The sequence below is a fragment of the Cellulomonas triticagri genome, assembly GCF_003696205.1.
GTDB lineage: Bacteria > Actinomycetota > Actinomycetes > Actinomycetales > Cellulomonadaceae > Cellulomonas > Cellulomonas triticagri.
In genome coordinates, this window is sequence record NZ_RFFI01000074.1 from 1 (window position 1) to 22672 (window position 22672).

23 protein-coding genes and 1 riboswitch are annotated in these 22672 nt (G+C 77.7%); of the genes, 12 read left to right on the top strand and 11 right to left on the bottom strand.

Annotation, left to right across the window (positions count from 1 at the left end):
- Nucleotides 1–99: 99 nt before the first annotated feature.
- Entirely contained in the window at nt 100–585 is a 486-nt protein-coding gene (locus EBM89_RS13280) for a hypothetical protein (RefSeq protein WP_122149905.1), read from the bottom strand.
- A gap of 45 nt (nt 586–630) precedes the next feature.
- Nucleotides 631–1869: an amidohydrolase family protein gene (locus tag EBM89_RS13285; RefSeq protein ID WP_122149906.1), complete on the bottom strand. Its 1239-nt coding sequence runs from the start codon at nt 1867–1869 to the stop codon at nt 631–633.
- 74 nt (nt 1870–1943) lie between these two features.
- On the opposite strand from EBM89_RS13285, the gene dinB reads away from it, so the two are divergent.
- The 5 genes from dinB (at nt 1944) to EBM89_RS13310 (ending at nt 6813) form a co-directional block, all read left to right on the top strand.
- Nucleotides 1944–3146 carry a DNA polymerase IV gene (gene dinB / locus EBM89_RS13290; RefSeq protein ID WP_122149907.1) on the top strand — a complete coding sequence of 401 codons (1203 nt, stop codon included), beginning with the start codon at nt 1944–1946 and terminating at the stop codon, nt 3144–3146.
- A gap of 126 nt (nt 3147–3272) precedes the next feature.
- A complete protein-coding gene (locus tag EBM89_RS13295) occupies nt 3273–4100 on the top strand; it encodes a UbiA family prenyltransferase (RefSeq protein ID WP_122149925.1) in 828 nt (275 codons plus the stop codon).
- Between the two features lie 57 nt (nt 4101–4157).
- Nucleotides 4158–5252: a type III polyketide synthase gene (locus EBM89_RS13300; protein ID WP_122149908.1), complete on the top strand. Its 1095-nt coding sequence runs from the start codon at nt 4158–4160 to the stop codon at nt 5250–5252.
- A complete protein-coding gene (locus EBM89_RS13305) occupies nt 5249–5791 on the top strand; it encodes an isoprenylcysteine carboxyl methyltransferase family protein (RefSeq protein ID WP_122149909.1) in 543 nt (180 codons plus the stop codon). Before EBM89_RS13300 ends, EBM89_RS13305 begins: the two co-directional genes overlap by 4 nt.
- Complete coding sequence (locus EBM89_RS13310; RefSeq protein ID WP_122149910.1) at nt 5788–6813, top strand: NAD(P)/FAD-dependent oxidoreductase; 1026 nt, start codon at nt 5788–5790, stop codon at nt 6811–6813. Before EBM89_RS13305 ends, EBM89_RS13310 begins: the two co-directional genes overlap by 4 nt.
- Here the strand turns inward: EBM89_RS13310 and EBM89_RS13315 are convergent.
- Nucleotides 6810–7769 (bottom strand): GGDEF domain-containing protein, encoded by a 960-nt coding sequence (locus EBM89_RS13315; RefSeq protein WP_122149911.1) that lies wholly within the window; start codon nt 7767–7769, stop codon nt 6810–6812. The genes EBM89_RS13310 and EBM89_RS13315 overlap by 4 nt on opposite strands.
- A gap of 144 nt (nt 7770–7913) precedes the next feature.
- Here EBM89_RS13315 and EBM89_RS13320 point away from each other — a divergent pair, with 144 nt between their 5' ends.
- Complete coding sequence (locus tag EBM89_RS13320) at nt 7914–8783, top strand: alpha/beta fold hydrolase (protein ID WP_233571730.1); 870 nt, start codon at nt 7914–7916, stop codon at nt 8781–8783.
- A 7-nt stretch (nt 8784–8790) separates the two neighbouring features.
- On the opposite strand, the gene EBM89_RS13325 is transcribed toward EBM89_RS13320, so the two are convergent.
- Complete coding sequence (locus tag EBM89_RS13325; RefSeq protein WP_122149912.1) at nt 8791–9567, bottom strand: class I SAM-dependent methyltransferase; 777 nt, start codon at nt 9565–9567, stop codon at nt 8791–8793.
- A gap of 97 nt (nt 9568–9664) precedes the next feature.
- Between EBM89_RS13325 and EBM89_RS13330 the strand changes: the two genes are divergently transcribed.
- Complete coding sequence (locus tag EBM89_RS13330) at nt 9665–10306, top strand: hypothetical protein (RefSeq protein ID WP_122149913.1); 642 nt, start codon at nt 9665–9667, stop codon at nt 10304–10306.
- A gap of 19 nt (nt 10307–10325) precedes the next feature.
- Here EBM89_RS13330 and EBM89_RS13335 read toward each other — a convergent pair whose 3' ends face one another.
- From EBM89_RS13335 to EBM89_RS13350, 4 genes are all read right to left on the bottom strand, one after another.
- On the bottom strand, nt 10326–10967 hold the full coding sequence (locus tag EBM89_RS13335; protein WP_122149914.1) for a hypothetical protein: 642 nt from the start codon (nt 10965–10967) through the stop codon (nt 10326–10328).
- 19 nt (nt 10968–10986) lie between these two features.
- Nucleotides 10987–13125 carry an iron ABC transporter permease gene (locus EBM89_RS13340; protein WP_122149915.1) on the bottom strand — a complete coding sequence of 713 codons (2139 nt, stop codon included), beginning with the start codon at nt 13123–13125 and terminating at the stop codon, nt 10987–10989.
- Between the two features lie 4 nt (nt 13126–13129).
- Nucleotides 13130–14128, bottom strand: coding sequence for an ABC transporter substrate-binding protein (locus EBM89_RS13345; RefSeq protein WP_122149916.1), 999 nt, complete (start codon nt 14126–14128; stop codon nt 13130–13132).
- A gap of 91 nt (nt 14129–14219) precedes the next feature.
- Nucleotides 14220–15035 (bottom strand): ABC transporter ATP-binding protein, encoded by an 816-nt coding sequence (locus EBM89_RS13350; protein WP_122149917.1) that lies wholly within the window; start codon nt 15033–15035, stop codon nt 14220–14222.
- Between the two features lie 121 nt (nt 15036–15156).
- A riboswitch (TPP riboswitch) is annotated at nt 15157–15265 on the top strand.
- 54 nt (nt 15266–15319) lie between these two features.
- On the opposite strand from EBM89_RS13350, the gene EBM89_RS13355 reads away from it, so the two are divergent.
- From EBM89_RS13355 to EBM89_RS13375, 5 genes are read left to right on the top strand one after another with little or no spacing between them, the layout of a single operon-like run.
- Nucleotides 15320–15994: a YkoF family thiamine/hydroxymethylpyrimidine-binding protein gene (locus tag EBM89_RS13355; protein WP_122149918.1), complete on the top strand. Its 675-nt coding sequence runs from the start codon at nt 15320–15322 to the stop codon at nt 15992–15994.
- Nucleotides 15995–16025: 31 nt separating this feature from the next.
- Nucleotides 16026–16640 (top strand): ECF transporter S component, encoded by a 615-nt coding sequence (locus EBM89_RS13360; RefSeq protein ID WP_122149919.1) that lies wholly within the window; start codon nt 16026–16028, stop codon nt 16638–16640.
- On the top strand, nt 16630–18378 hold the full coding sequence (locus tag EBM89_RS13365; protein ID WP_122149920.1) for an ATP-binding cassette domain-containing protein: 1749 nt from the start codon (nt 16630–16632) through the stop codon (nt 18376–18378). Before EBM89_RS13360 ends, EBM89_RS13365 begins: the two co-directional genes overlap by 11 nt.
- Nucleotides 18375–19142: an energy-coupling factor transporter transmembrane component T family protein gene (locus EBM89_RS13370; protein ID WP_122149921.1), complete on the top strand. Its 768-nt coding sequence runs from the start codon at nt 18375–18377 to the stop codon at nt 19140–19142. Before EBM89_RS13365 ends, EBM89_RS13370 begins: the two co-directional genes overlap by 4 nt.
- Before the next feature lie 24 nt (nt 19143–19166).
- On the top strand, nt 19167–19649 hold the full coding sequence (locus EBM89_RS13375; protein ID WP_122149922.1) for a glutathione peroxidase: 483 nt from the start codon (nt 19167–19169) through the stop codon (nt 19647–19649).
- A gap of 37 nt (nt 19650–19686) precedes the next feature.
- On the opposite strand, the gene EBM89_RS13380 is transcribed toward EBM89_RS13375, so the two are convergent.
- From EBM89_RS13380 to EBM89_RS13390, 3 genes are all read right to left on the bottom strand, one after another.
- Nucleotides 19687–20364, bottom strand: a complete 678-nt coding sequence (locus tag EBM89_RS13380) for a GOLPH3/VPS74 family protein (RefSeq protein WP_122149923.1) — start codon at nt 20362–20364, stop codon at nt 19687–19689.
- A gap of 23 nt (nt 20365–20387) precedes the next feature.
- Nucleotides 20388–20735, bottom strand: coding sequence for a hypothetical protein (locus tag EBM89_RS13385; protein WP_122149924.1), 348 nt, complete (start codon nt 20733–20735; stop codon nt 20388–20390).
- 107 nt (nt 20736–20842) lie between these two features.
- The coding region (locus EBM89_RS13390) for an ATP-binding cassette domain-containing protein (protein WP_147463552.1) at nt 20843–22672 on the bottom strand (1830 nt) is incomplete at its 5' end.

The following is a 22672-nucleotide window of genomic DNA, read 5'->3' on the forward strand; positions in this document are numbered from 1 at the left end:
CGCCGTGCCGCGCGCTGGACGGCGCGCGAGCACGCCCCGCCAGGGTGCGCGGGCCGCCGCCACTCAGCGCCGCGCGTCGACCACCCACACCGCTGCGGGTCAGCCGGGCCGCGAGGCGTGCCCCGGCAGGCCGGGCGTGCGGTTGCGCTCCTTCAGCTGCGACTCGTGCACGTGCCGGCGCCCGGCCACCAGCCGGTCCCGGACCAGGCGCTCCGCGTCGCCGAACGCCCGGTAGTACCCGTCGTCGAACTCCTCGACGACCTGGAACGTCCACCGGCCGGGCAGGACGTTGCGCCCGACGACCTCCGCGCGCACGGCGTCGGCGAGGTCCGGGTGCCCGGCGTCCGCCAGCCGGTCGAGGGCCTCGGCGAGCTCCGCGTCGGCCCGGCCGACGAGCCGGTGGAACGCGTACAGCATCCCGCGCGCGTGCTCGACCACCTCGAACGCCGCGGTGACCCCGCCGACCGCCGCCACGACGTCGTCCGGCACCCCCGCGGGCGGCAGGTGCGCGGGGTCGGGCCGGTCGGTGCCGGTGCCGTCGGGGCTGTCGCGGTGGTCGGGGTGGTCCGCGTCGGGAGCAGTCATGCGCCCATGCTGGCGCGCGGGGACCGGCGCCGCCCGGTGGGGAGGTCAGCCGCGCTCGGCGAGCACCCGTCCCGCCCCGACGACGAGCTCGCGCGGCGGGGTGCGCACGAGGGCGTCCATGGGGTTCTCGGCGTCGAGCAGCACCAGGTCGGCCCGGGCGCCCACGACGAGGTCGTGCCGCTCGCGCCCGACGGCCCAGGCGCCGTCGCTGGTGGCGTGCCGCACCACGGCGAGCAGGTCCTCGTCGCGCACCAGGCTCCCGGCGCGCGCGTACTGCCAGGCGATGCCGAGGGTGTCCCCGGTGCCGTAGGGGCTCCACAGGTCCCGGATGCCGTCGGTGCCCAGCCCGAGCCGGACCCCGGCGGCGGCGAGCTCCCGCACCGGCAGCTGCGGCAGCCGCAGCGGCGCGACGGTGGTCATGGCGATCCCGGCCGCACCCATCCGGGCGAGCAGGTCGGCGCGGCGCTCGTCGGGCAGCTGGGCGACGGCGAACCCGTGCGCGATGGTCACGCGGCCCTGCAGGCCGAGGCGCTCGGTGCGCTCGGCGACGAGCTCGATCTGGAACGCGCCGAGGTCCGCGGGGTCGTGCAGGTGCAGGTCGACGCCGATCCCGTGCTCGGCGGCGAGGCCGAGCACGGCGTCCACCTGGCCGACGGGGTCGCGGTCGATGGTGGCGGGGTCGAGGCCGCCCACGTGCTGCACGCCCGCGCGGGCCGCCGCGTGCAGCAGGTCGAGCACGCCGGGGCGGCGCAGCACGCCGTCCTGCGGGAACGCCACGACGTCGACCTGGAGCGCGCCCTCGTACGCGGCGGCGGCCTCGCGCACGGCCTCGACGCCGCGCAGCCCGACGCCGAGGTCCACGTCCACGTGGGTGCGGATCGCGGTGGTGCCGTGCCGGACCATCTCGGCCAGCACGGCGGCGGTGGGGCGGACGCCGGGGATGCCGAGGTCGTCGCGCCGGGCGCGCTCGTGCCGGATGCGGCCGTCCGTGCCGCCCTCGCCGCCGTAGGACTGCCAGGGCAGCCCCCACCAGGACTTGTCGACGTGCGCGTGCGCGTTGACGATCCCGGGCAGCGCGAGCAGGCCCCGCCCGTCGACCACCCCGGGGTCGGTCGTACCGGTCGGGGTGTCCTCGGGGCGTCGGTCGGCCACGGGCGTGAGCGCGGTGATCACGCCGTCGGCGACGTGCACGTCCACGGCCGGGCCGCCCCAGGGCCGGACGTCGCGGACCAGCCGGACGGGACGCGGGGACGGGACGGGGACGGCGTCGGTGCTCGTGCTCATCGCCCCATCCTCTCCCCTCGTGCCCGTGCCGCCGGACGGCCGCCGTGTCAGACCCTCGGTCGAACATGTGTTCTATGAATCCCGCCCCCGCCGGTCGTGCCACCGTGCTGCACGCCGACCTCGACGCCTTCTACGCGTCGGTCGAGCAGCGCGACGACCCCCGGCTGCGCGGCCGCCCGGTCGCGGTGGGCGGCGGGGTGGTGCTCGCGGCCTCGTACGAGGCGAAGCGCCGGGGCGTCCGCACCGCGATGAGCGCACGGCAGGCGCGGTCGCTGTGCCCGGGTCTGGTGGTGGTCCGCCCGCGGTTCGACGCGTACACGGCGGCGAGCCGCGCGGTGTTCGCGATCTTCGCGGACACGACGCCGCGGGTGCAGGGCGTCTCGATCGACGAGGCGTTCCTCGACGTGCACGGCCTGCACCGGATCGACGCGCCGCCGGTCGAGATCGGCGCGCGCCTGCGTCGACGCGTCCGGGCGGAGGTCGGGCTGACCATCACGGTCGGGGTGGCGCGCACCCCGTTCCTGGCGAAGGTCGCCAGCCGCGTCGCGAAGCCGGACGGCCTGCTGCTCGTCGAGCCGGAGCGCGAGCGCGCGTTCCTGCACCCCCTGCCGCTGGAGGTGCTGTGGGGCGTCGGCGAGGTCACCGCCCGCCGCCTGCACGCCTACGGTCTGACGACCGCCGGGGACGTCGCGGCGCTGCCCCGCGAGGTGCTCGTCGCCGCGCTGGGCCCCGCCATGGGTCGCCACCTGCACGCCGTCGTGCACGGCCGCACCCCGGAGCGGGTGCAGACCGGGCGCCGACGGTCCTCGGTCGGCGCGCAGCGGGCGCTCGGCCCCGGACCGCACCGGCCCGAGCAGGTGCACGCGGCCCTGCTCGGCCTGGTGGACCGGGTCGCGCGGCGGCTGCGCGGCGCGCACCGCACCGCCCGCACGGTGGTGCTGCGCCTGCGGTTCGCCGACTACACCCGGGCGACGCGGTCCCGGACGCTCCCGCACGCGACGGCCTCGGGCGACCTGCTCGCCGCGACCGCCGCCGCGCTGCTCGCCGAGGCCGCACCCCTGGTGCGGGAGCGCGGGATCACGCTGGTCGGCGTCGCGCTCACCGGCCTGGAGGCGGACACCTGGGTGCAGCCGCAGCTCGACCTCGACGGTCCCGACCGGTCGGGCCTGGACGCGGCGGTCGACGCCGTCGCGGAGCAGTTCGGCACCGGGGCGCTCGTGCGGGGGACGCTGCTGCGCACCGGGAGCGGCCTCGAGGTGCCCCGGCTGCCGGACTGACGGCGGCACCGACCTCGGGGCGCGGCGCCCGTGCTCCCGCTGGTCGGGCGGGCCGCGCGCCCGTGCGGCACGATGGCGCCACCCGGGCGGACCCACCCCCGGCCGACCCGCCGGGAGGGCCTCGCGATGCCGCAGACCGTGCGCCGCGCGACCGGCCTCGTCCGGGCCGCCCACGCGCCCCCCGCGGCGGCGGTGACGCTGTTCGCGGGCGCCTACGCCCTGGGCGCCGTCGGGCTGGGCGCGGGGCGTGCCGCGCTGGTCACGCTCGTGGTCCTCGCGGGGCAGCTGTCCGTGGGGTGGTCGAACGACTGGCTGGACGCCGCCCGCGACGTCACCGTCGGGCGCACCGACAAGCCCGTCGTCCGGGGCGAGGTCTCCCCCACGACGCTGCGGGTCGCGGCGCTCGCGGCGGTGGCGGCGAGCGTGCTCCTCGCGGTGCCCCTGGGCGGCGCGGTGGTCGCCCTGCACACCGCGCTCGTCGCCGCGGCGTGGGCGTACAACGCGCGCCTCAAGTCCACCGCCTGGTCCTGGGCGCCCTACGCCCTGGCGTTCGGTGGGCTGCCGTCCGTCGCGACGCTCGCGGCACCGGACCCGCACCTGGCACCCGGGTGGACCACGGCGGGCGCGGCGCTGCTCGGCGTGGGCGCGCACCTGGCGAACACGCTGCCCGACCTGGAGGACGACGCCGCCACGGGCGTCCGGGGACTGCCGCACCGGCTGGGTCGGCGCGGGACCGCGCTCGCGGCCGCGGCGACCCTGCTGGTGGCCGTGCTCGTCGTCGTGCTCGGACCGGCCGGTGCACCGGAAGCGCTCGGGTGGCTGGTCATCGCCGGAGCTGCGGCCCTCGCAGCCTCCGCGGTCGCGGTCGCGCTCGCCCGGCCCCGCAGCCGGTGGCCGTTCACCGGGGCGATGCTCGTGGCGGCGCTCGCGGTCGTCGCGCTCGTCACGGCCTGAGCGCTCGCGTCCCCGCGCCCGGTCGCGGGCGGCGAGGCCGCGCGAGAGGATCCCCGCATGTCGCGCGTCGTGCAGGTAGCACCGGTGCTCCCCGAGCACGCCTACCCGCAGGCGGACATCACCGCCGAGATCGCCGGGCTGGTGACCTCCGACCCCCGCCGCCGGGCCCTGCTGGAGCGGGTGCACGCGTCGTCGGGCGTCCGCACGCGGCAACTGGTCCTCCCGCTGGAGAAGTACGCGGCCCTCGGCTCGTTCGGCGAGGCGAACGACGTCTACCTGCGCGAGGGCCTGGACCTCGCCGCGACGGCCGTGGACCGGGCGCTGCGGGCGGTCGGCCTGCGGCCGACGGACGTGGACCACCTGTTCTTCACGACGGTGACGGGCGTCTCGGCGCCGTCGCTGGACGCGCTGCTGGTCGAGCGGGTGGGCCTGCGGCCCGACGTGCGGCGCGTGCCGAGCTTCGGGCTGGGCTGCGCGGGCGGGGCCGCGGGCCTCGCCCGGGTGCACGAGCACCTGGCGGGCCACCCGGACGAGGTCGCGGTGCTGCTGTCGGTGGAGCTGTGCTCGCTGACGCTGCAGTCCGACGACGACGCGACGGCCAACCTCGTGGCGAGCGGGCTGTTCGGGGACGGCGCGGCGGCGGTGGTGCTGCTCGGCGACCGCCGCGCGGCGGCGCTCGGGCTCGACGGCCCGGAGGTGGTGGGGACGCGCAGCGTGCTCTACCCGGGCACCGCCGGGGACCTCGGCTGGCGGGTCGGCGCGTCGGGGCTGCGGATCGTGCTGTCGGGCGGGCTGGCGGAGACCGTCGCGCAGCACGCCGCGCAGGACGTGGCCGCGCTGCTCGACCCGCTGGGCCGCACGGCCGCCGACGTCGACCGCTGGGTGGTGCACCCGGGCGGTCCCCGGATCCTCGACGCCGTGCAGGACGCGGTCGGCGCGCCCCCGGACGCCCTGGCGGCGAGCCGCGACGTGCTCGCGCGCACCGGGAACCTGTCGTCCGCGGCGGTGCTGCACGTGCTCGCCGCGACCCTGGACGACCCGCCCCCGCCGGGCGCGCTGGGGGTGCTGCTGGCGTTCGGCCCCGGCGTCGGGGCCGAGCTGGTCGCGCTGCGCTGGCCCGGCGGCGGGGACGACGCCGAGGGGGCGCGGTGACCGCGCTCGCCTGGTTCGACGTGCTCGTCGCCCTCACCGCCGGGGAGCGGCTGGCCGAGCTCGTGGTGTCCGCGCGGCACGCCCGGTGGTCGGCCGCCCGTGGCGGCGTCGAGTCCGGCCGGGGCCACTTCCCGCCGATGGTCGCCCTGCACACCGGGCTGCTGGTGGCCTGCGTGGTGGAGGCGCACGTCGCGGACCGGCCGTTCCTGCCGTGGCTCGGCTGGCCGATGCTCGCCCTGGTGCTCGCCAGCCAGGCCCTGCGGTGGTGGTGCATCGCGACGCTCGGCCCGCGCTGGAACACCCGGGTGATCGTCGTCCCCGGGCTGCCACTCGTCACCGGTGGTCCGTACCGGTGGCTCGCGCACCCCAACTACGTGGCCGTGGTCGTGGAGGGCATCGCGCTGCCGCTGGTGCACACCGCCTGGGTCACGGCGGTCGCGTTCACCGTCCTGAACGCCGTGCTGCTGCTCGGCTTCCGCATCCCCGCCGAGGAGCGTGCGCTGCGGGCCGCCCTCGCGCGCGGCGCCGCCGCACCGTGACCGGGTCCGACGCGGACGTCCTCGTCGTCGGCGGCGGACCGGTCGGCCTGGCCGCCGCGATCGAGGCGCGCCTGGCCGGGCTGACGGTCGTGGTCGCCGAGCCCCGGCCCGGCCCGGTGGACAAGGCCTGCGGCGAGGGGCTGATGCCGCGCGCCGTCACCGCCCTGGACCGGCTGGGCGTCGACCCGCCGGGACGGCCGCTCGCCGGCATCGCCTACGTCCGGGGACCGCAGCGCGCGGAGCACCGGTTCGCCGGACCCCCCGGCCGCGGGGTGCGCCGCACCGCCCTGCACGCGGCGCTGGCCGACCGCGCTGCCGCGCTCGGGGTGGAGCGGGTCGCCGCGCGGGTGCGGGCGCTGCACCAGGACGCCGACGGCGTCGAGGCCGCCGGGGTGCGCGCCCGGTGGCTGCTCGGCTGCGACGGGCTGCACTCCACGGTCCGGCGCCTCGCCGGTCTGGAGGCACCCGCACCGCGCCGCACCCGGCGGTACGGGGTGCGGCGGCACCTGCGGGTCGCACCGTGGACCGACCTCGTCGAGGTGCACTGGGGCCCGCGCACGGAGGCCTACGTCACGCCGGTGGGCCCCGACCTCGTCGGGGTCGCGCTGCTCGGACCCGCGCCCATCGACGTGGATGCCGAGCTGGCCGCCCACCCGGCGCTCGCCGGACGCCTGGCGGACGCCGAGCCCGACGGCCCCGACCGCGGCGCGGGGCCGCTGCGTCAGCGCACCCGGGCCCGGACGGCGGGGCGGGTGCGGCTGGTCGGGGACGCGAGCGGCTACGTCGACGCGCTGACGGGCGAGGGCCTGCGGCTCGGGTTCGCGCAGGCGCGCGCGGCGGTGACGCTGCTGGACGACGCCGCCGGGTACGAGCGGGCCTGGCGCGCGGCCACCCGGGACTACCGGCTGCTGACGTCCACGCTGGTCGCCGCCGCGACCTCGCCGCTGCGCCCCGCGCTGGTGCCCGCGGCGGTGCGGCTGCCCCGGGTGTTCGCGGGTGCCGTGGAGGTGCTGGCGCGCTAGAGGTTGCCCGCGTACGTGCGGCGCGCGTCCTTGGCGGCGAACAGGTCGGCGTCGGCCCGGTCCAGCAGGCTGCGCACGGAGTCGTCGGGCCGCAGCGTGGCGACGCCCGCGCTGGACGACAGCACGCCCCACGAGGACGCCAGCGCCGCCCAGCGCCGCGCGTCGACCTCGAGCACGCCCGGCAGCAGCACGAGGAACTCGTCGCCGCCGACCCGGCCGAGGACGGCCCCGGGCGGCAGCTCGGCACGCCACGCCGCGGTGAGCGCGGCCATGAGGTCGTCGGCGCCGAGGTGCCCGTGCCGGTCGTTGACGACCTTGAAGTCGTCGATGTCGAACGCGACCGCGCTCAGCGGCGTCCCGGTGCGCAGGGCCCGCGGGACGAGGTCCACCGCCCGGTCGTAGAAGGCCCCGCGGTTCAGGGCGCCGGTCAAGTGGTCGGTGCGGGCCTGCTGGCGCAGCTGGTCGGACTGGGACGCCATCAGCCAGCACGACAGCAGGGCGAGCACGCACGCCACCAGGACGATCACGGGGTGCACGGAGGCGGGGGCGAACGTCGCGGACAGCGCGATGGCGGCCACGACGACCCCGGCGACCACCGCCGCGCGGCGCCGCTCCAGCGCGTACGCCGCGAACTGCCCGGCGACGACGAACCCGAGGGCGAAGACGAGGACCCCCTGCGCGGTGTGGCAGGTCGAGACGAGCGCCGCCGAGACCACGACGCCCGCGATGACGACCGCCTGGGTGCTGCGCTGGTGCGGCGGCAGGGTCAGCAGCAGGCCGCACAGCACGAGGTCGACGGCGGAGACCACCAGCCACCACTGCACGGGCGACTGCGGGTCCGCGGGCCACACGCCGCCGAGCGTCGTGACGACCGCCATGACGAGCAGGCCGATGGCCAGGTGGTCGCGCGTGGCGACGTCACGGTCGCCCCCCGGCCCCTCCTGCATCCCGCCCATGCCTGGCCATCGGAAAGCGCTGCCCTTGACTCAACCGCTGAATCGGGTGAAAACAGGTCACAAGGGGCACTGTGACTCCGCTCGCGAGGGACCGCCAGGTGGTCCAGGACGACGGCGCGCGGCCCGGTCGGTTAGCGTCACCCGGTGACCGACGCACCCCCCAGCACGCCGACCCCCGCGGCCGCGGTGCACGCGCCCGACCGCCGGTCCGCGCGCGCCGACGACGGGATCACGCTGCTCTGGCAGGAGGAGGGCTCCGGTCCCCCGGTGCTGCTGCTCCAGGGCCAGGCCACCCCCGCCGCCGGGTGGGACCGGGTCGCCGCGGACCTCGCCACCGAGTTCCGGGTCCTGCGCGGCGAGCAGCGCGGCGTCGGCGGCTCCGGCCCGGTCGCGGGCACCAACCGCCCCGTCGACCCCGCGTCCGACGCCGAGGACCGCTGGACCACCCGCGCGCTCGCCCAGGACGTCCGCGCCGTGCTCGACGCCGCGGGGGTGGACCGGGTCCAGGTCGTCGGGCACTCCATGGGCGGGAAGATCGCGCAGTGGCTCGCCGTCGACCACCCCGAGCGGGTCGCGTCGCTCACCCTGCTCGCCACCAGCGCCGGGACCGCCGACGGGGTGCCCCGCGACGAGGCCGCGCACCGGCTGCTGATCGGCCGGGACGCCGAGGCGCGCACCGCCCTGTTCTTCGACGCCGGCTGGGTCGCCGCGCACGCCGACGAGGTCCGGACGTTCTTCACGCTCGACGCCCCCCGGCGCGTGCTGCGCGGGCTCTACCGGGCGAGCACGGAGCACGACACCGTCGCCGTGCTGCCGCGGATCACCGCGCCGACCCTCGTCGTGCACGGCGGGCGCGACCGGCTCGCCGCCCCCGACTCCGCGAGACGCCTCGCGGCGGGCATCCCCGGGGCGCGGCTAGTGCTGCTGCCCGACGCGGGGCACGGCCTGCACCTGGACAGCCCCGAGGCGGCGACCGCCGTCCGGGACTTCCTCCGGGAGCACGCGGGGCGCTGAGCCCGGGTCAGCGCGCGGGCGTCCGCGCGACCAGCAGCCGCGCCGCGACGCGGAACCGGTAGCCGCCGTCCGGCGCCCGGAACGGCTCCGCCGCCGCCCGGACCACCGGTCCGCGCTCGGCGACGCCCGCCGCGTCCTCCCCCAGCAGCACGCCCCGGACCACCGCGTCCACGTCGCGCACCGCCCACGGCACCTCGACGACCTCCACGTGCTCCACCGTGAGCCCGGCGTCGGTGAGGACGCCGCGCACCGGGGCCTCCTCGTGCCACGGGTCCTCGGGCTCGTCCGGGTCGACGGGCTCCCCGTCGTCCGCGGCCAGCGCCGCGTGCACCACGGCGAGGTCGTTGGTCTCCCGCTCCGCCCACCCGCAGACCGCGAGCAGCCCGCCCGGGCGGAGCACGCGCACCGCCTCGGCGAGCGCGGCCTCGTGGTCGTCGGTGAGGGCCAGGACGTTGACGAACGTCACGACGTCCACCGAGCCGTCCGGCCACGGCAGCGCCTCGGCCGGGGCGACCCGCACGTCCGCGCCCGGTGCGGCCGCCCGCGCCCGGTCCACCATCCCCGGCGACGCGTCGGCCCCGGACACCGCCGCACCCGCGGACGCCGCGAGGGCCAGCAGCTCGCCGGTGCCGCAGCCGACATCGAGCAGCCGGGTGCCCGGACCGGTGCCCGTGGCCGCGAGCAGGGCGCGACGGGCAGGGTCGGTGAACGTCCCCCACAGGTCGGCCCAGTCCTGCGCGACGGCGGACCAGTGGTCGTCGGCGGGGTCCGGTGCGTGCGTCATGACCCGATCCTCTCGCGGCGCCGGACCGGTGCGCGCTCATGCCGACCGGCGTGGCTGCCGATCACCCAGGAGGACCGCAGGTGGGAGGAGGGACGTCGTGACCGGCACGCGTTCGAGGTCGGCGCCGTCCGTCGTGCGCTCGGTGACGGCGCGCCCGCCGCGATGGGCGTTCCTCGTGCTGGGCGGCCTGCTGCTCGTCCTCCCCGGCCGTCGCGGCGGCGCCACCAGCGTGAGCGTGGAGATCCTCTCGGCGGGCCCGTGGACCCGGCAGGCGCTCGCCCTGTACGCCCTGTGGCTCGTCGTGGGCGTGCTCCTGGTGCGCGGTACGGTCCGCGCGCGCAGCCGGCTCGCGCTCGGCGCCGACGGCGCCCTGCTGCTCGACGTGCGCGGCGTGCTCGTCGACCGGTCGTGGGACCTGTCCGGAGCCGCGCGCCTGGTCGTGGTGCGCATGAAGCAGCGGGGCCAGAGCAGGTACCTGCTCCTCGCCGAGGACGGCACGGTGCGGGCGGCGCTCGTGGCGCACCACGGGCTGTGGGACCGGGCCGACACGCAGGCGCTGCTGCGGGAGTGCGGGGTGGAGGTGCGGTACGACACCCGCCGTCCCGACGCTCACGAGCTCGACACGCTCTACCCCGGGGCCAGCCTGTGGACCGACCGGCATCCGGTCCTGCTCGCGCTCCTCGTCGTCGCGGTCACCATCGCCGGCATCGCGACCGCCATCGCGGTGTTCGCGACCTGAGTCCTCTCAGGAGCGGGGGTCAGGCCCGCCCCGGCCCCCGCAGCAGCCGCGACCGGACCTGGTGCATGGTGCGCTGCCCCGCCCACCGGGCGGAGAGGCTGCGCATGTCCGGGTACCCGGCCGCCTGGGCGTGCTGGTCGAACAGCCGTCGCCACCCGAGCATCCGCGGCAGCGCGGCCAGCGAGAACGACGTGACGTGCAGCAGGTCCCACGGGGTGTCGTCGCCGGGACCGGGGACGACGTCGTGCAGCACCTCGACGCCGACGAACCGCTGCACGAGGCCGCCCTGCCACAGGTCCCGCATGGCGGGGCCGGAGACCGCGCCCTGGCTGCCGTAGTAGCCCTCGCGGTGCGTGGGGTCGGAGGTGATGTACTCCGTCACGTGCACCGCAGGGCCGCGCGCGGCGCCGGGAGCCCACAGGTCGAGCCCGGGCTGGACGCGACCGAGCGCGGCGCGCTCCGGGCGGACGCCGAGGGCGTCCACGAGGTCGAGGACGCCCTCCGCTCCCGCGTCCGGGCCGATCGGGACGGCGACGAGCCCCGTCCACGCGGGACCGTCCGGGCGGGCCCGGTGCCGGAGCACGAGCGCGCCGGACGGGAGCCCGGCGACCGCGACGGCGGGCAGCGGGTGGGCGGTGGTGATCAGGGCGACGTGCGGCACGACTCTCCTGGCGGTGGTGCTAGCGGCGGGCGGTGGCGCGCATCCGCCACAGCAGCCAGAGGAAGTACGGCGTCCCGACGACGGCGGTGACCAGCCCGGCGGGCAGCTGCGCGGGGGCGATGGCGGTGCGCCCGACGACGTCGGCGACGCAGACCAGCGCGGCACCGAGCAGCACGGTCATCGGGATCTGCCACCGGTGCCGCTTGCCGATGAGCATGCGCGCGGCGTGCGGGGCGACCAGCCCCACGAACGCGATCGGCCCGATGGCGGCCGAGGCCGCGGCGGTGAGCAGCACGGCCACGGCGATGTGCAGGTGCCGGGACCGGCCGAGGTCGACGCCGAGCACGCGCGGCGTGACGTCGTCGACCTGCACGAGGTCCAGGTCCCGGTGCGTGCGGGCGACGACCACCAGGCCGACGACGAGCACGACCGCCATCGGCACGAGCTGCGGGGTGCCCGCCCCGAACGTGGAGCCGCCGAGCCAGGTGATCGCCCGGTTCTGGTTCCACGGGTCGGTGCGGACCAGGAGCAGCGTCGTGAGCGCGCTGGCGGCGGCGCCGGTGCCGAGGCCGACGAGCACCATGCGTCCGGCGGACGCGCCCGTGCCGGCGCTGAAGCCGAACACGAGCAGCCCGGCGAGCACGGCCCCGGCGAGCGCACCGCCGAAGACGGCGGCGAACGACGGCCCCGTGGTGAGGACGATGACGAGGACGGCGCCGAGTCCGGCGGCGTGGCTGATGCCCAGCACCCCGGGGTCGGCGAGCGGGTTGCGGCTGACGGTCTGCACGAGCGCGCCCGCGAGGGCGAGGCACGCGCCGGCGAGCGCGGCGGCGGCGACGCGCGGCACCCGGGAGTCGAAGATGATGTCGAGCCGCACCGAGGCGCGGCCGGAGAGCCAGTTCGCGACGTCGCCGAGCAGCACGGTGGAGTCGCCGAGCAGCACCCCGGCGACCAGCGCGACGACCAGCACCAGCACCCCGGAGCCGAGGACGACCCACGGCAGCCGGCGGGCCAGCGCGTTGCCCGCGCGCAGGGTGATGAGGGTGTCCGGCTCGAGCGCGGCACGGGCGCGCCGCGCCAGGACCACCAGGGCGGTCGCGCCGATCAGGCTGGTGACGACGCCGGTCGGGACGGTCACGCCGCTGACCGGGCCGAACACGGCCCGCAGGGCGACGTCGGCGGTGAGCACGAGGGCGGTCCCGGCGACGGCCGCGGCGGGGATGAGCACCCGGTGCCGGGCCAGGGACCGGACGCGGGTCGCGAGCAGCCGCACGATCAGCGGGGCGCACAGCCCGACGAAGCCGATGGGGCCGGTGACGGCGACGGCGCTGGTCGCGAGGAGGACGGCGAGGACGACCGTGACGAGGCGGGTGCGGGCGACGTCGACGCCGAGCGCGCGCGCGGAGTCGTCGCCGAGCTGGAGCAGGTCGAGCCGCCGGGCGACGAGCAGCAGGCCGAGGAACCCGACGGCCACCAGCGGCGCGACGGTGCGGACGGTGCCCATGCCGTTCTGGGCGAGCGAGCCCGCGCCCCAGGCGAACAGGCCCTGGGTCTCCCAGGGGAACAGCACGAGCAGGGCCTGGGTCATGGACGCCAGGCCGAGGGTGATCGCGGAGCCCGCCAGCACGAGCCGCACGGGCGACGCGGCCGCACCGCCGGACAGCCCGATCACCACGCCCGCCGCGGCGAGGCCGCCGACGAACGCGACCGCCACGCCGGGCAGGGTGCCGAGCGAGCCGCCGAGGACGGCGACGACGGTCATCGCGAGGTACGCGCCCTGGTTCACCGCCAGGGTGTCCGGGGCGGCCAGGGGGTTGCGGGCGACGCCCTGCAGCGCGACGCCGGACGCGCCGAGCGCGCAGCCGACGAGCACGCCCGCGGCGAGACGCGGCAACCGCGAGGCCGTGACGATGGCGGCGGCCTGGTCCAGGCCGTCCTGCCCGGTCGCGGCCCGCCACAGCTCGCCGACGGTGACGTCGGCGGTGCCCTGGGTGAGGTGCCAGACGGCCGCGGCGACGAGCCACAGCACCAGCAGCGCGAGCAGGGCGGTGGTGCGCAGCGGCTGCCGGGGTGCGGGAGCCCCGGGCACGCCGCCGCCGGCGGCCGGCACCGCGGGGGTGCCGGGCCGCCGGGCGGTGGTGGTGGGCGTGGTGGTCACGCGCTCACTCGGCGGCGAGCTGGGCCACCAGGTCGTCCGACCAGCCCGCGAGCGACTCGGGGCCGCCGTAGGCCCAGATGCCGACGCCCGCACGGTAGACGTGGCCCTCCTGCACGAACGGCAGCGACTGCCAGACCGGGTTGGACGCGAGCGTGGTCTCCACGACGTCGTCCTCGCTGTCGTTGCCCCAGTAGAGGAAGCGGGTCTCGGCGGGCAGGGCGGTCAGGCCCTCGACGTCGACGTAGGACAGGCCGTAGCCGTCGTCGCCCGGGTCGGTCCACGCGTCGGTCAGGCCCATCGCGACCGCGACGGCCTGGAACGCCGAGCGCGGGCCGTGCATGCGCACGGTGACGTTGGCGCCCTCGGCGTACGGCGAGGCGAACACGACGGGCGTGCCGTCGAGGCCGGCCTCGGCCAGGGCCGCGGCGTTCTCCTGGACCTTCGCCTCGGACGCGGCGACGACCTCGTCGGCGGTCTCGTCCGCGCCGACCAGGGTGGCGACGGAGCGGAACGTCTCCTCGACGTAGCCGATCGGGTCCTCGGCGGACGCGCCGTCGAACAGGGCGACGGGCGCGATGCGCTCCATCTGCTCCATGGCGCCCTCGGGGATGGACGAGGTCACGCCGATGATGAGGTCGGGCTCCAGCCCGGCGATGGCCTCGACGGACGGCTCGCCGCGCGTGCCGACGTCCTCGGGCTCGCCGAGCAGCGGGACGACGGTGCCGACCCAGGAGGTGTAGCCCTCGACGTCGGCGGCGCCGACCGGGGTCACGCCGAGCGACGTGAGCATCTCGGTCTGCATCCACTCCAGCGACACCACGCGGGTGGCCGGGGCGTCGAGCTCGACGGTCTCGCCGCGGTCGTCCGTGATGGAGACGGGCCCGGCGTCCGAGGCGGGCGCGGAGGTCGCGTCCGTCGTCGGCTCGTCGGTGGTGCCGCACGCGGCCAGGGCGGCCAGCGCGCCGACGGCCACCAGGGCCGTGAGCGTCCGTCGCGTGGTCATGGTTCCTCGAGTCTGCGCGGGAGAGGGAGGGGCGCCCGCGCGTCGCGCCCAGGACGCCGCACCGGTGGCGCGGCGGTGGTCGGGTGGGGCCTCAGGCCCCGACGGCCGCGGGTTCGGCGGCGGTCAGGCGGCGCAGCAGCAGCCGCGGTGCGTGCACGTCGAGGTGCCCGGTGCCCGGGTCGGCGCGCACGACGATGTCGATCTCGTAGACCTCGCTGAGCAGCGCGGAGGTGAGGGCCTCCTGCGGGGGGCCGTCGGCGACGACGCGCCCGGCGCTGAGCACGAGCACCCGGTCAGCGACGGCGGCGGCCTGCTCCAGGTCGTGCAGCACGACGCCGACGGCGACGCCGTGGTCGTCGGCCAGCGCCCGCACGAGCTCCAGCACCTCGACCTGGTACCGCAGGTCCAGGTGGTTGGTGGGCTCGTCGAGCAGCAGCACGCCGGTGTCCTGCGCGAGCGCGGACGCGAACCAGACCCGCTGCACCTGGCCGCCGGACAACGCGTCCACGTCCGTCCCGGCGAGGTCGGCGATCCCGGCGAGCACCAGGGCGCGGTCGATGGCGTCGCGGCCCTGCGGGTCGGTCCCCCGCCAGCCCTGGCGGTGCGGGTGGCGCCCGAACTCCACGGCGTCCCGGACGGTGATGCCCGCCGGGGTGGGCCGGGACTGCGCGAGCAGCGTGACGCGCCGGGCGAACTCCCGGGACGACAGCGCGGCGGCGTCGGCACCCGCGACCTCGACCCGCCCGGAGGACACCCGCTGCAGCCGGGCCATGCCGCGCAGCAGCGTCGACTTGCCCGAGCCGTTGGGGCCGACGAGCGCGGTCACCCGGCCGGCGGCGAGCTCGACGTCGGCGCCGACGACGACGGGGTCGCCGCCGTAGCCGATCGTGACGTCGGCGGCGGCCATGGCGGAGGTGGCATCGGGCACGAACGGGACATTAGCCAAGCCTTACCTCAGGTGGCAATCCGCGTCCGGGGAGCGGTTGCCCCGGCGGCCACGGACCGCGCCCGGCCACCTGCTAGCGTGCCGGACGTAGCACGGGAGTCCGGTGAGCCGGGCTGAGAGGGAGTACTCGAACTCCGACCGTTGAACCTGATCTGGATCATGCCAGCGCAGGAAGCGAAACCGCAGGGCGCCGGGCACCCGTCCGCCGTCCTCCCGTGCTGCGGACCGCGCACCGGAGGACGCCGATGACCACCCCGCCCGCACCCCTGCCCGTCACCACCGCCCCGGACCCCACCGCTGCCCCGGACCTCACCGCCGACCCCCTGCGGTTCGGCGTCGGCGCCCGCGTCACCGTCGCCGTGATGGCCGACCGGTACGCCGAGGTGCTGCTCGGCGCGCTCGCCGGGCTGGACCGCTCCGGCCTCGTGGTGGAGACCGGCGACGTCAGCACCTACCTGGGCGGGCACGAGGCCGACCTGCTGCGGTACCTCACCGACCTCGGCGAGGCCGTCGCCCGCACCGGCGAGCACGCGTCGCTCACCGTGCACCTGTCCCGCGGCTGCCCGGGCGAGGTGGTGTGCGACCTGCCGGGCGGCGCCGGCCCCCGCGGCGTCGAGCCGCCCGCCGGACGCACCACCGGCTACCGGGTGACCGGTGAGTGGGCCCTCTACCCGCTGGCCGACGACGTGCGCGCCGGCGTCGAGCCCGACCACATGCGGGACATCGAGGCGGCCATCGCCCTGGCGCGCGCCACCGGCGTGGTCCGCGGGTCGGAGCACTTCGTCACCCGGCTCGACGGCGACCTCGGCACCGTGCTCGCCGCCGTCGTCGGCGCGTGGACCACGGTCGGCCGCGGCGTGCAGCACGTCACCAGCCACCTGACCCTGTCCCTGCACAGCCCGTCCCACGCCCGTGCCTGAGCGCGGCGGTGGGGCCGAGCGAGCCGGGCGGGTGACGCAGGTCCGGCGCGCGCGCCTCGACCTCAAGGAGATCGTGCTGCTGGTCGGCCTGGGGGTGGCGTTCGGGTTCCTCTACTGGGCGCTGGTGCAGGCGTGGAACGGCCTCGCGGTGCTCATGGGCCCGGCGGGCGACCTCGCGCAGCACGTCCTGCTCGGCGGGTGGCTGATCGTCGCGCCCGTCGCGGTCGCGATCGTGCGGCGCCCCGGCGTCGGGGTGGTCGCCGAGGTCATCGCGTCGGTGGTCGAGGTGGTGTTCCTCGGCTCCCCCGTCGGGCCGCTGCTGCTGGTCGCCGCGCTCATCCAGGGGGTCGGCAGCGAGCTGCCGTTCGCCCTCGGTCGGTACCGCCGGTTCGGCTGGGCCCGGTACGCGGCCTCCGGGGCGCTCGGCGCGGGGCTGGTGTTCGTCTGGTCGGCGTTCCGGTTCGGCTGGTTCGGGCAGGACGTGCTGGCGCTGCGGTTCGGGCTGCAGGTGGCCTCCGGGGTGCTGCTCGGGGGCCTGCTGGCGCGGGTGCTGGTGGACGCCCTGCGCCGCACCGGCGTGCTGGACGGGTTCGCGATCGTCACCGACGAGCGCGTGGCGACGCCGGTGGTGCGCCGTGCGGGCTGATCCCGCGCCTGATCCGCTGGACGTCCGCGGGCTGGAGGTCGTGCTCCCGTCCGGCGCGGGCGTCGGCCCCGTGGACCTCGCGCTCGCGCCGGGCGAGGAGGTGCTGCTGCTCGGCCCGTCGGGCGCGGGCAAGTCGACGCTGCTGCACGCCCTGCACGGCGCGGTCCCGCAGGTGCTGCCCGCCGACGTCACCGGGTGCGTGCGCGTCGCGGGCCGCACGGTCGGCACCACCCGGGGCGCGGACGGCTCGTGGGCCGGTGCGGCGGTCGCCGACCTCGCCGACGCGGTCGGGGTGCTCGCCCAGGACCCCGAGACCGGCGTCTGCCTGCCGCACGCGGCCGAGGAGGTCGCGTTCCCCCTGGAGAACGTCGGGGTCCCGCCGCACGTCATCGGCCCGGCGGTCGCGGCGGCGCTCGACGCGACCGGCGCCGGGCACCTCGCCGGGCGGCGCACGGACGCGCTGTCCGGGGGCGAGCTGCAACGGGTGGCGCTGGCGGCGGCCCTCGCCCCCGGTCCGGCGCTGCTGCTGCTGGACGAGCCCACCTCGATGCTCGACGGTGCGGGCGTCACGGCCGTGCGGGCGGCCCTCGCGACCGCCCGCACGGCCTCCGGTGCCGCCTGCGTCCTCGTGGAGCACCGCCTCGACGACCTCGCCGGCGAGGACGGCCTCGCCGGGCTGCCCGCCCGCTGGGTGGTGCTCGACCGGGGCGGCCGGGTCCGGTACGACGGACCCGCGCGCGACCTGCCCGCCGCCCGCGCCCGCGAGCTCGTCGCGCTGGGCTGCTGGCTCCCCCACGACGTGGAGGAGACCGCCCTGCTCGGCCCGGACGGCGACCTGCCCGCCCACGCCGCCCGGATCGCGCCCGCGGCGCGGCGCGTCCTGCGGGACGGCGACGCGCTCGTCGCGGCCGGCCTCGCCGTCGGTCCCCCGCCCGCACCGGTGCTGCGGGACGTCGACCTCGTGCTGCGCCGCGGCGAGGTGGTCGCGCTGGTGGGGCCGAACGGCAGCGGGAAGTCCACCCTGCTGACCTGCCTCGCCCGGCTGGCCCCACCCCGCGCGGGCACCGTGACCGGACCGCGTGCGGGGTTCGTGCCGCAGCGTCCGGACGCCGGGTGGACGCGGGTCACCGTGCGCGCGGAGGTCGCCGCCGGGCTGCCGCGCGGGCCCGGGACGGACGCCCGGGTCGCCGCGGCGCTCGACCGGTTCGACCTGACCCCGCTCGCCGGGCAGCACCCGCACCGGCTGTCCGTCGGTGAGCAGCGCCGCCTCGGCCTCGCCGCCGCCCTGGTGCACGACCGGGCGCACCTGCTCGCCGACGAGCCCACCGCCGGCCTGGACCGGCACGGCACCACGACGACCCTGCGGGCGCTCGCCGCGGCAGCCGCCGAGGGGCGCGGGGTGCTGCTCAGCAGCCACGACCTGCGCGCCGTGGCGACGTGCGCGGACCGGGTGCTCGTCGTCGCGGACGGGCGGGTGCTCGCCGACCTCGATCCCCTCGCGCTGCTCCGGGACGACGTCCTGCTCGCGGCTGCCCGGCTGCGGGTGCCGCCGCTGCTGCGCCGGGTCGCCGCCGCCGTGCACGACGCCGCGCACCTGCGCGGCGCGCTCACCGCGCTGGACGACCTCGCGCTGGGTCTGGCAGGCGACCTCGCCGGGGCGGGTGGTGCGGACGACGTCCGTCATGCCGAGGAGCCGGTCGGCAGCACCGGGCCCGGGTCCGTGGCGGTGGCCCGGTGACGGCGCTGGCGGAGCGGAACCCGACCGTGAAGGCCGGGCTGCTGCTGGCGGTCTCGCTGGCGACGGTCGTGCTGCTCGACCCGGTCACGCTCGCGGCGCTCTACCTCGCCGGGGTCGCCGTCGCGCGGTTCGGCGCGGGGGTGCGCGGGCGGGCCCTGCTGCTCGCCCAGGTGCCGTTCTGGTCGTTCGCCCTCGGGGTGCTGGCCGTCAACGCGCTGAGCCGACCCGGGACCGTGCTGCTCGACTCCCCGGTGCGGGTCACCCAGGAGGGGCTGGTCGTCGGGCTCGGTCTCGCGCTGCGCGGGCTGGTGATCGGCGCCCTGACCGTCGCGTTCCTGGCCAGCACCCCGCCGCGCGCGCTCATGGTCAGCCTCACCCAGCATGCCCGGCTCAGCCCCCGGTACGCGTACGCGCTGCTCGCCGGGCACCGGATGCTCGCCGGTCTCCCCCGGCACTGGGCCGACGTGCGCGCCGCGCAGGCCGTCCGGGCACCACTGCGGCGCGACGGGACCCCACGCACCGGGGTCGCGGCGCTGGGACGCGCCGCGTTCGCGCTGCTCGTGCACCAGGTGCGGGCCTCCGAGCGGGTCGCGCTCGCCCTGGAGTCACGGGGGCTGTCCGACCGGCCACGGACCCTGTGGCGCCCCGTGCCGCTGGACCGCCGCGACGCGCTCCTGGCGGTCGGCGTCGTCGTCGCCGTCGCGGCCGTCGTCGTCGCGGGCGTGCTGGTCGCGCCGCTGCTCCCGCCCTGGCTCCGCGTCTGACGGGCCGGGTGTAGCGTCGCGACCATGGAGCTCGCCGACATCCCCGTCCGGACCCTGCGCGGGCAGGACACCACCTTCGGCGAGGTGGTCGACGGCCGCGTCGCCCTCGTGGTCAACGTCGCCTCCCGGTGCGGCCTGGCGCCGCAGTACGAGCAGCTCGAAGCCCTGCACACCCGGTACGGGCCGCGCGGCTTCACCGTCGTCGGCGTGCCGTCGAACCAGTTCCTCCAGGAGCTCGGCTCCGCCGACGCCATCGCCGAGTACTGCTCGGTGACCTGGGGCGCGACGTTCCCGATGCTGGAGAAGGCCAAGCTCAACGGTCGGCACGCGCACCCGCTCTACCAGTCGCTGACCGAGATCCCCGACGACGAGGGCAAGGCCGGGCGGATCACCTGGAACTTCGAGAAGTTCCTGCTCCCCACGCAGGGCACCGCCCGGCGGTTCCGGCCCCGCACCGTCCCGGACGCGCCCGAGGTCGTCGAGGCGATCGAGGCCGCCCTGGCCTGACGGGCCCGGGGCCCAGGGCCCCTCGGGGCGCACGGGCTCAGGACGAGGTGGTGGTCGCGACCGTCGCGGCGGTCACCCCCGCCATGACGGCGGCCATCGCGGCGGCGACGGCGTCCTGCACGGCCTTCGCCGCCCAGGAGCCCTCCGCGACCTCCTTCGCGCGCCGCCGCACCTCCCGCGCGGGGACGCCCCCGAGATCCACCGCCGACGGGGCCTTGTCCACCGACGACAGCAGCGCGACCAGCGCCCCGGTCCGGGCGTCGGGCTGCAGGCCCTGCACCAGCACCGCCGTCAGCGCCCGGCGCACCTCGGCCTCGTGCGCCGTGTCGGCGGCGAGCCAGCGCGTACGGGGGAACAGCCCCAGCACCCGGTCCTCCTGCCGGACCAGCAGGCCGCGCTCCACCAGGCGGTCGCCGAGCGCGTCGCGCGCTCCCTTGCCGAGCCGGTTCACCAGGTCGGAGGCCGCCCGCTCCCGCTCGGCGACCCGCCGCAGCGCCTCGGCGAGCACCGGGTCCGCCACCGACGCCCCGGGGTCGACGACGACCTTCGCGCTCGACCACACGCTGGTGCGCTCCCGGACGTGCACGGCGCCCGCGAGGGCGAGCTCCAGCAGCAGCGCGCCACCGAGCGCCGTGTCCAGCGACGACGAGGTGGGCGTGCCCTTCTCGTCGTCCAGCAGCAGGAGCAGCAGGTCCTCGGCGATCAGCGTGGTCATCTGCCGACCCTAGCGACGGACCGTCAGCGCGTCGCGAAGAACAGCACCACGGCCACGAGCGCGAGGAACGGCACGACCTCCAGCACGAGCGTGCCCCACGACGCGGGGTGCCGCCGGGGGCCGTCGCGGAGCGCCGGGGCCAGCGGGTTCTGGTCGAGCCCGAGCGTCGGCGGGACGACCGGTGCACCACCCGGGGCGGCGAGGTCGCCGGACGTGCGGTGCTCCGCCGACGCCGCTCGCGTGCCGGACCCCGGGCGGTCGACGGGCACCGGGCGGTCGACGGGCACCGGGCGGTCGACGGCCGCGTGGTCGGGAGGAACGGCGTCGTCGTCCGACCGTCCGGTGCTGCCCGTCAGGTCGTCGTGCGGCATCGCGCTCCCCCGCCGTCGCCGGTGTGGTCCCGGCACTGTGCTGTCCCGTGCGGCGAGCCTAGCGTCGGGGGCGGCGGGCCGGGGCGGGTTCGTCCCGCCCCGGCCGGTCAGCCCGCGAGGTGCCCCCAGCGCGGGGCGAGGTCGGCCCACGGCCCGACGGCGGCCACGGCACCGTCCTCCAGCACGACCACCCGGTCCGCGCGGGACAGCGCCGCGCGCTTGGAGGTCGACCCGATGACGGTCGTGCCCCGCGACCGCAGGGACTGCCAGAGCTCGATCTCCGTGCTCGCGTCGAGCGCCGAGGACACGTCGTCGGCGAGCAGCAGCTCGGCGTCGGTCGCGAGCGCGCGGGCGAGCGCGAGACGCTGCACCTGCCCGCCGGACAGCCGCACGCCGCGGTGCCCGACGAGCGCGTCCGGTCCCCCGGCCTCGGCGACGTCCTCGGCCATGCGCGCGGCCGCGAGCGGGCCGTCGACCTCGCGCGGGTGGTCGAGCCGGACGTTGTCCGCGAACGTCCCCGACAGCACGCGCGGCACCTGCGCGACGTGCGCGACCCGCCCGGGCCGCAGGAACGCCTGCGGGTCGGTGACGGGGTCCCCGTTCCAGGTCAGCGTCCCGATGTGCTCGACCAGCCCCGCCAGGGACGCGAGCAGGCTCGACTTGCCGGACCCGACGCGCCCGAGCAGCAGCACGAGCTCGCCGCGCCGCACCGTGAGGTCGACGTCCGCGACGCCGATCGTCCCGTCGTCGTGCACGGCGGACAGCCCGCGGAGCTCGACCTGGTCGAGCCGGTCGCGCGCGTCCGGTGCGGGCAGCGGGGCGGTCCCCGCGCGCAGGTCGACGCCGCGCGGCAGGTGCACGAGGTCGGCGCCGCCCGCGAACGTCGCGGTGGCCTTCTGCCACGCGCGGGTGCCGGGCGCCTCGGTGAAGACGGCGCCCGCGACGAGACCGAACCAGCCGAGCCCCGCGACGGCCCCCGTGACGAGCAGCGTCGTGGCGAGGTCCCAGACGCCGGCGAGCAGCGCGCCCCAGGCCACGACGGTGCCGATCTGCACCATGACGACCGGCACGCCGTCCAGCACCGCCTGGACGCGGTGCTCGAAGATCGCGGCCCGCACCCGACCGGAGTCGACCCGGTCCAGGTGGGCGTGCACCTGCGGGGTGCGCGCGGCGAGCTTGACGGTGCGCGCCGCGTCCAGCGCGGACACGAGCGACCGGCCGAAGCCCGCCCGGGCCGCCGCCGACCGCGTCGCCGAGCGACCCGCGATGGGCCGCCCGATCAGCGCGCACGCCGCGCTGACCACGAGGACCGCGAGCAGCACCGCCCCGGCGAGCAGCGACCAGCTCAGCAGCGCCGTCACCGCGACGACCACGAGCCCGTTGACGAGGTCCACCCAGCGGTCGGCGTAGAGCACGAACCGGTCGCCGTCGAGGGCACGCGCGACGACCTCCCCGGGCGGGGTGCGGCGCAGCCGGTGCTGCCGCGTCTGGCCGACCAGCACGGACATCCGCACCCGCAGCAGGTTCTCGATCCACCACTTCGGGTACAGCCGGAACGCCAGCGAGTTCGCGGGCGCGACCAGCAGCAGCACCACGACCAGGGCGACCACGAGGGCCACCACACCCGCACCGGAGCGCAGGCCGTCGACGGTCCGCCCCCACAGGAACCCGGTCAGGGCGCCCTGCGCGGCGAACAGGCTGGACAGCAGGTAGAGCGACCCGCCGAGGATGCCCCAGCGGGGCGCGACGACGAGGGCGTGCGCGATGCCGCGCGCGAGGCTCGGACCGTGGCCCGGGTCGGCGAGGTCGGGCGCGGGACCGGTGCGGCGCCGCGCGCCGAGCCCACCCTCGTCCGACGCGTCCGCGGGACCCGCGGCGTCGGGCTGGGTGTTGCTGGGTCCGGTGCCGTCGAACCCTGCGCCGACGGCACCGCCGCC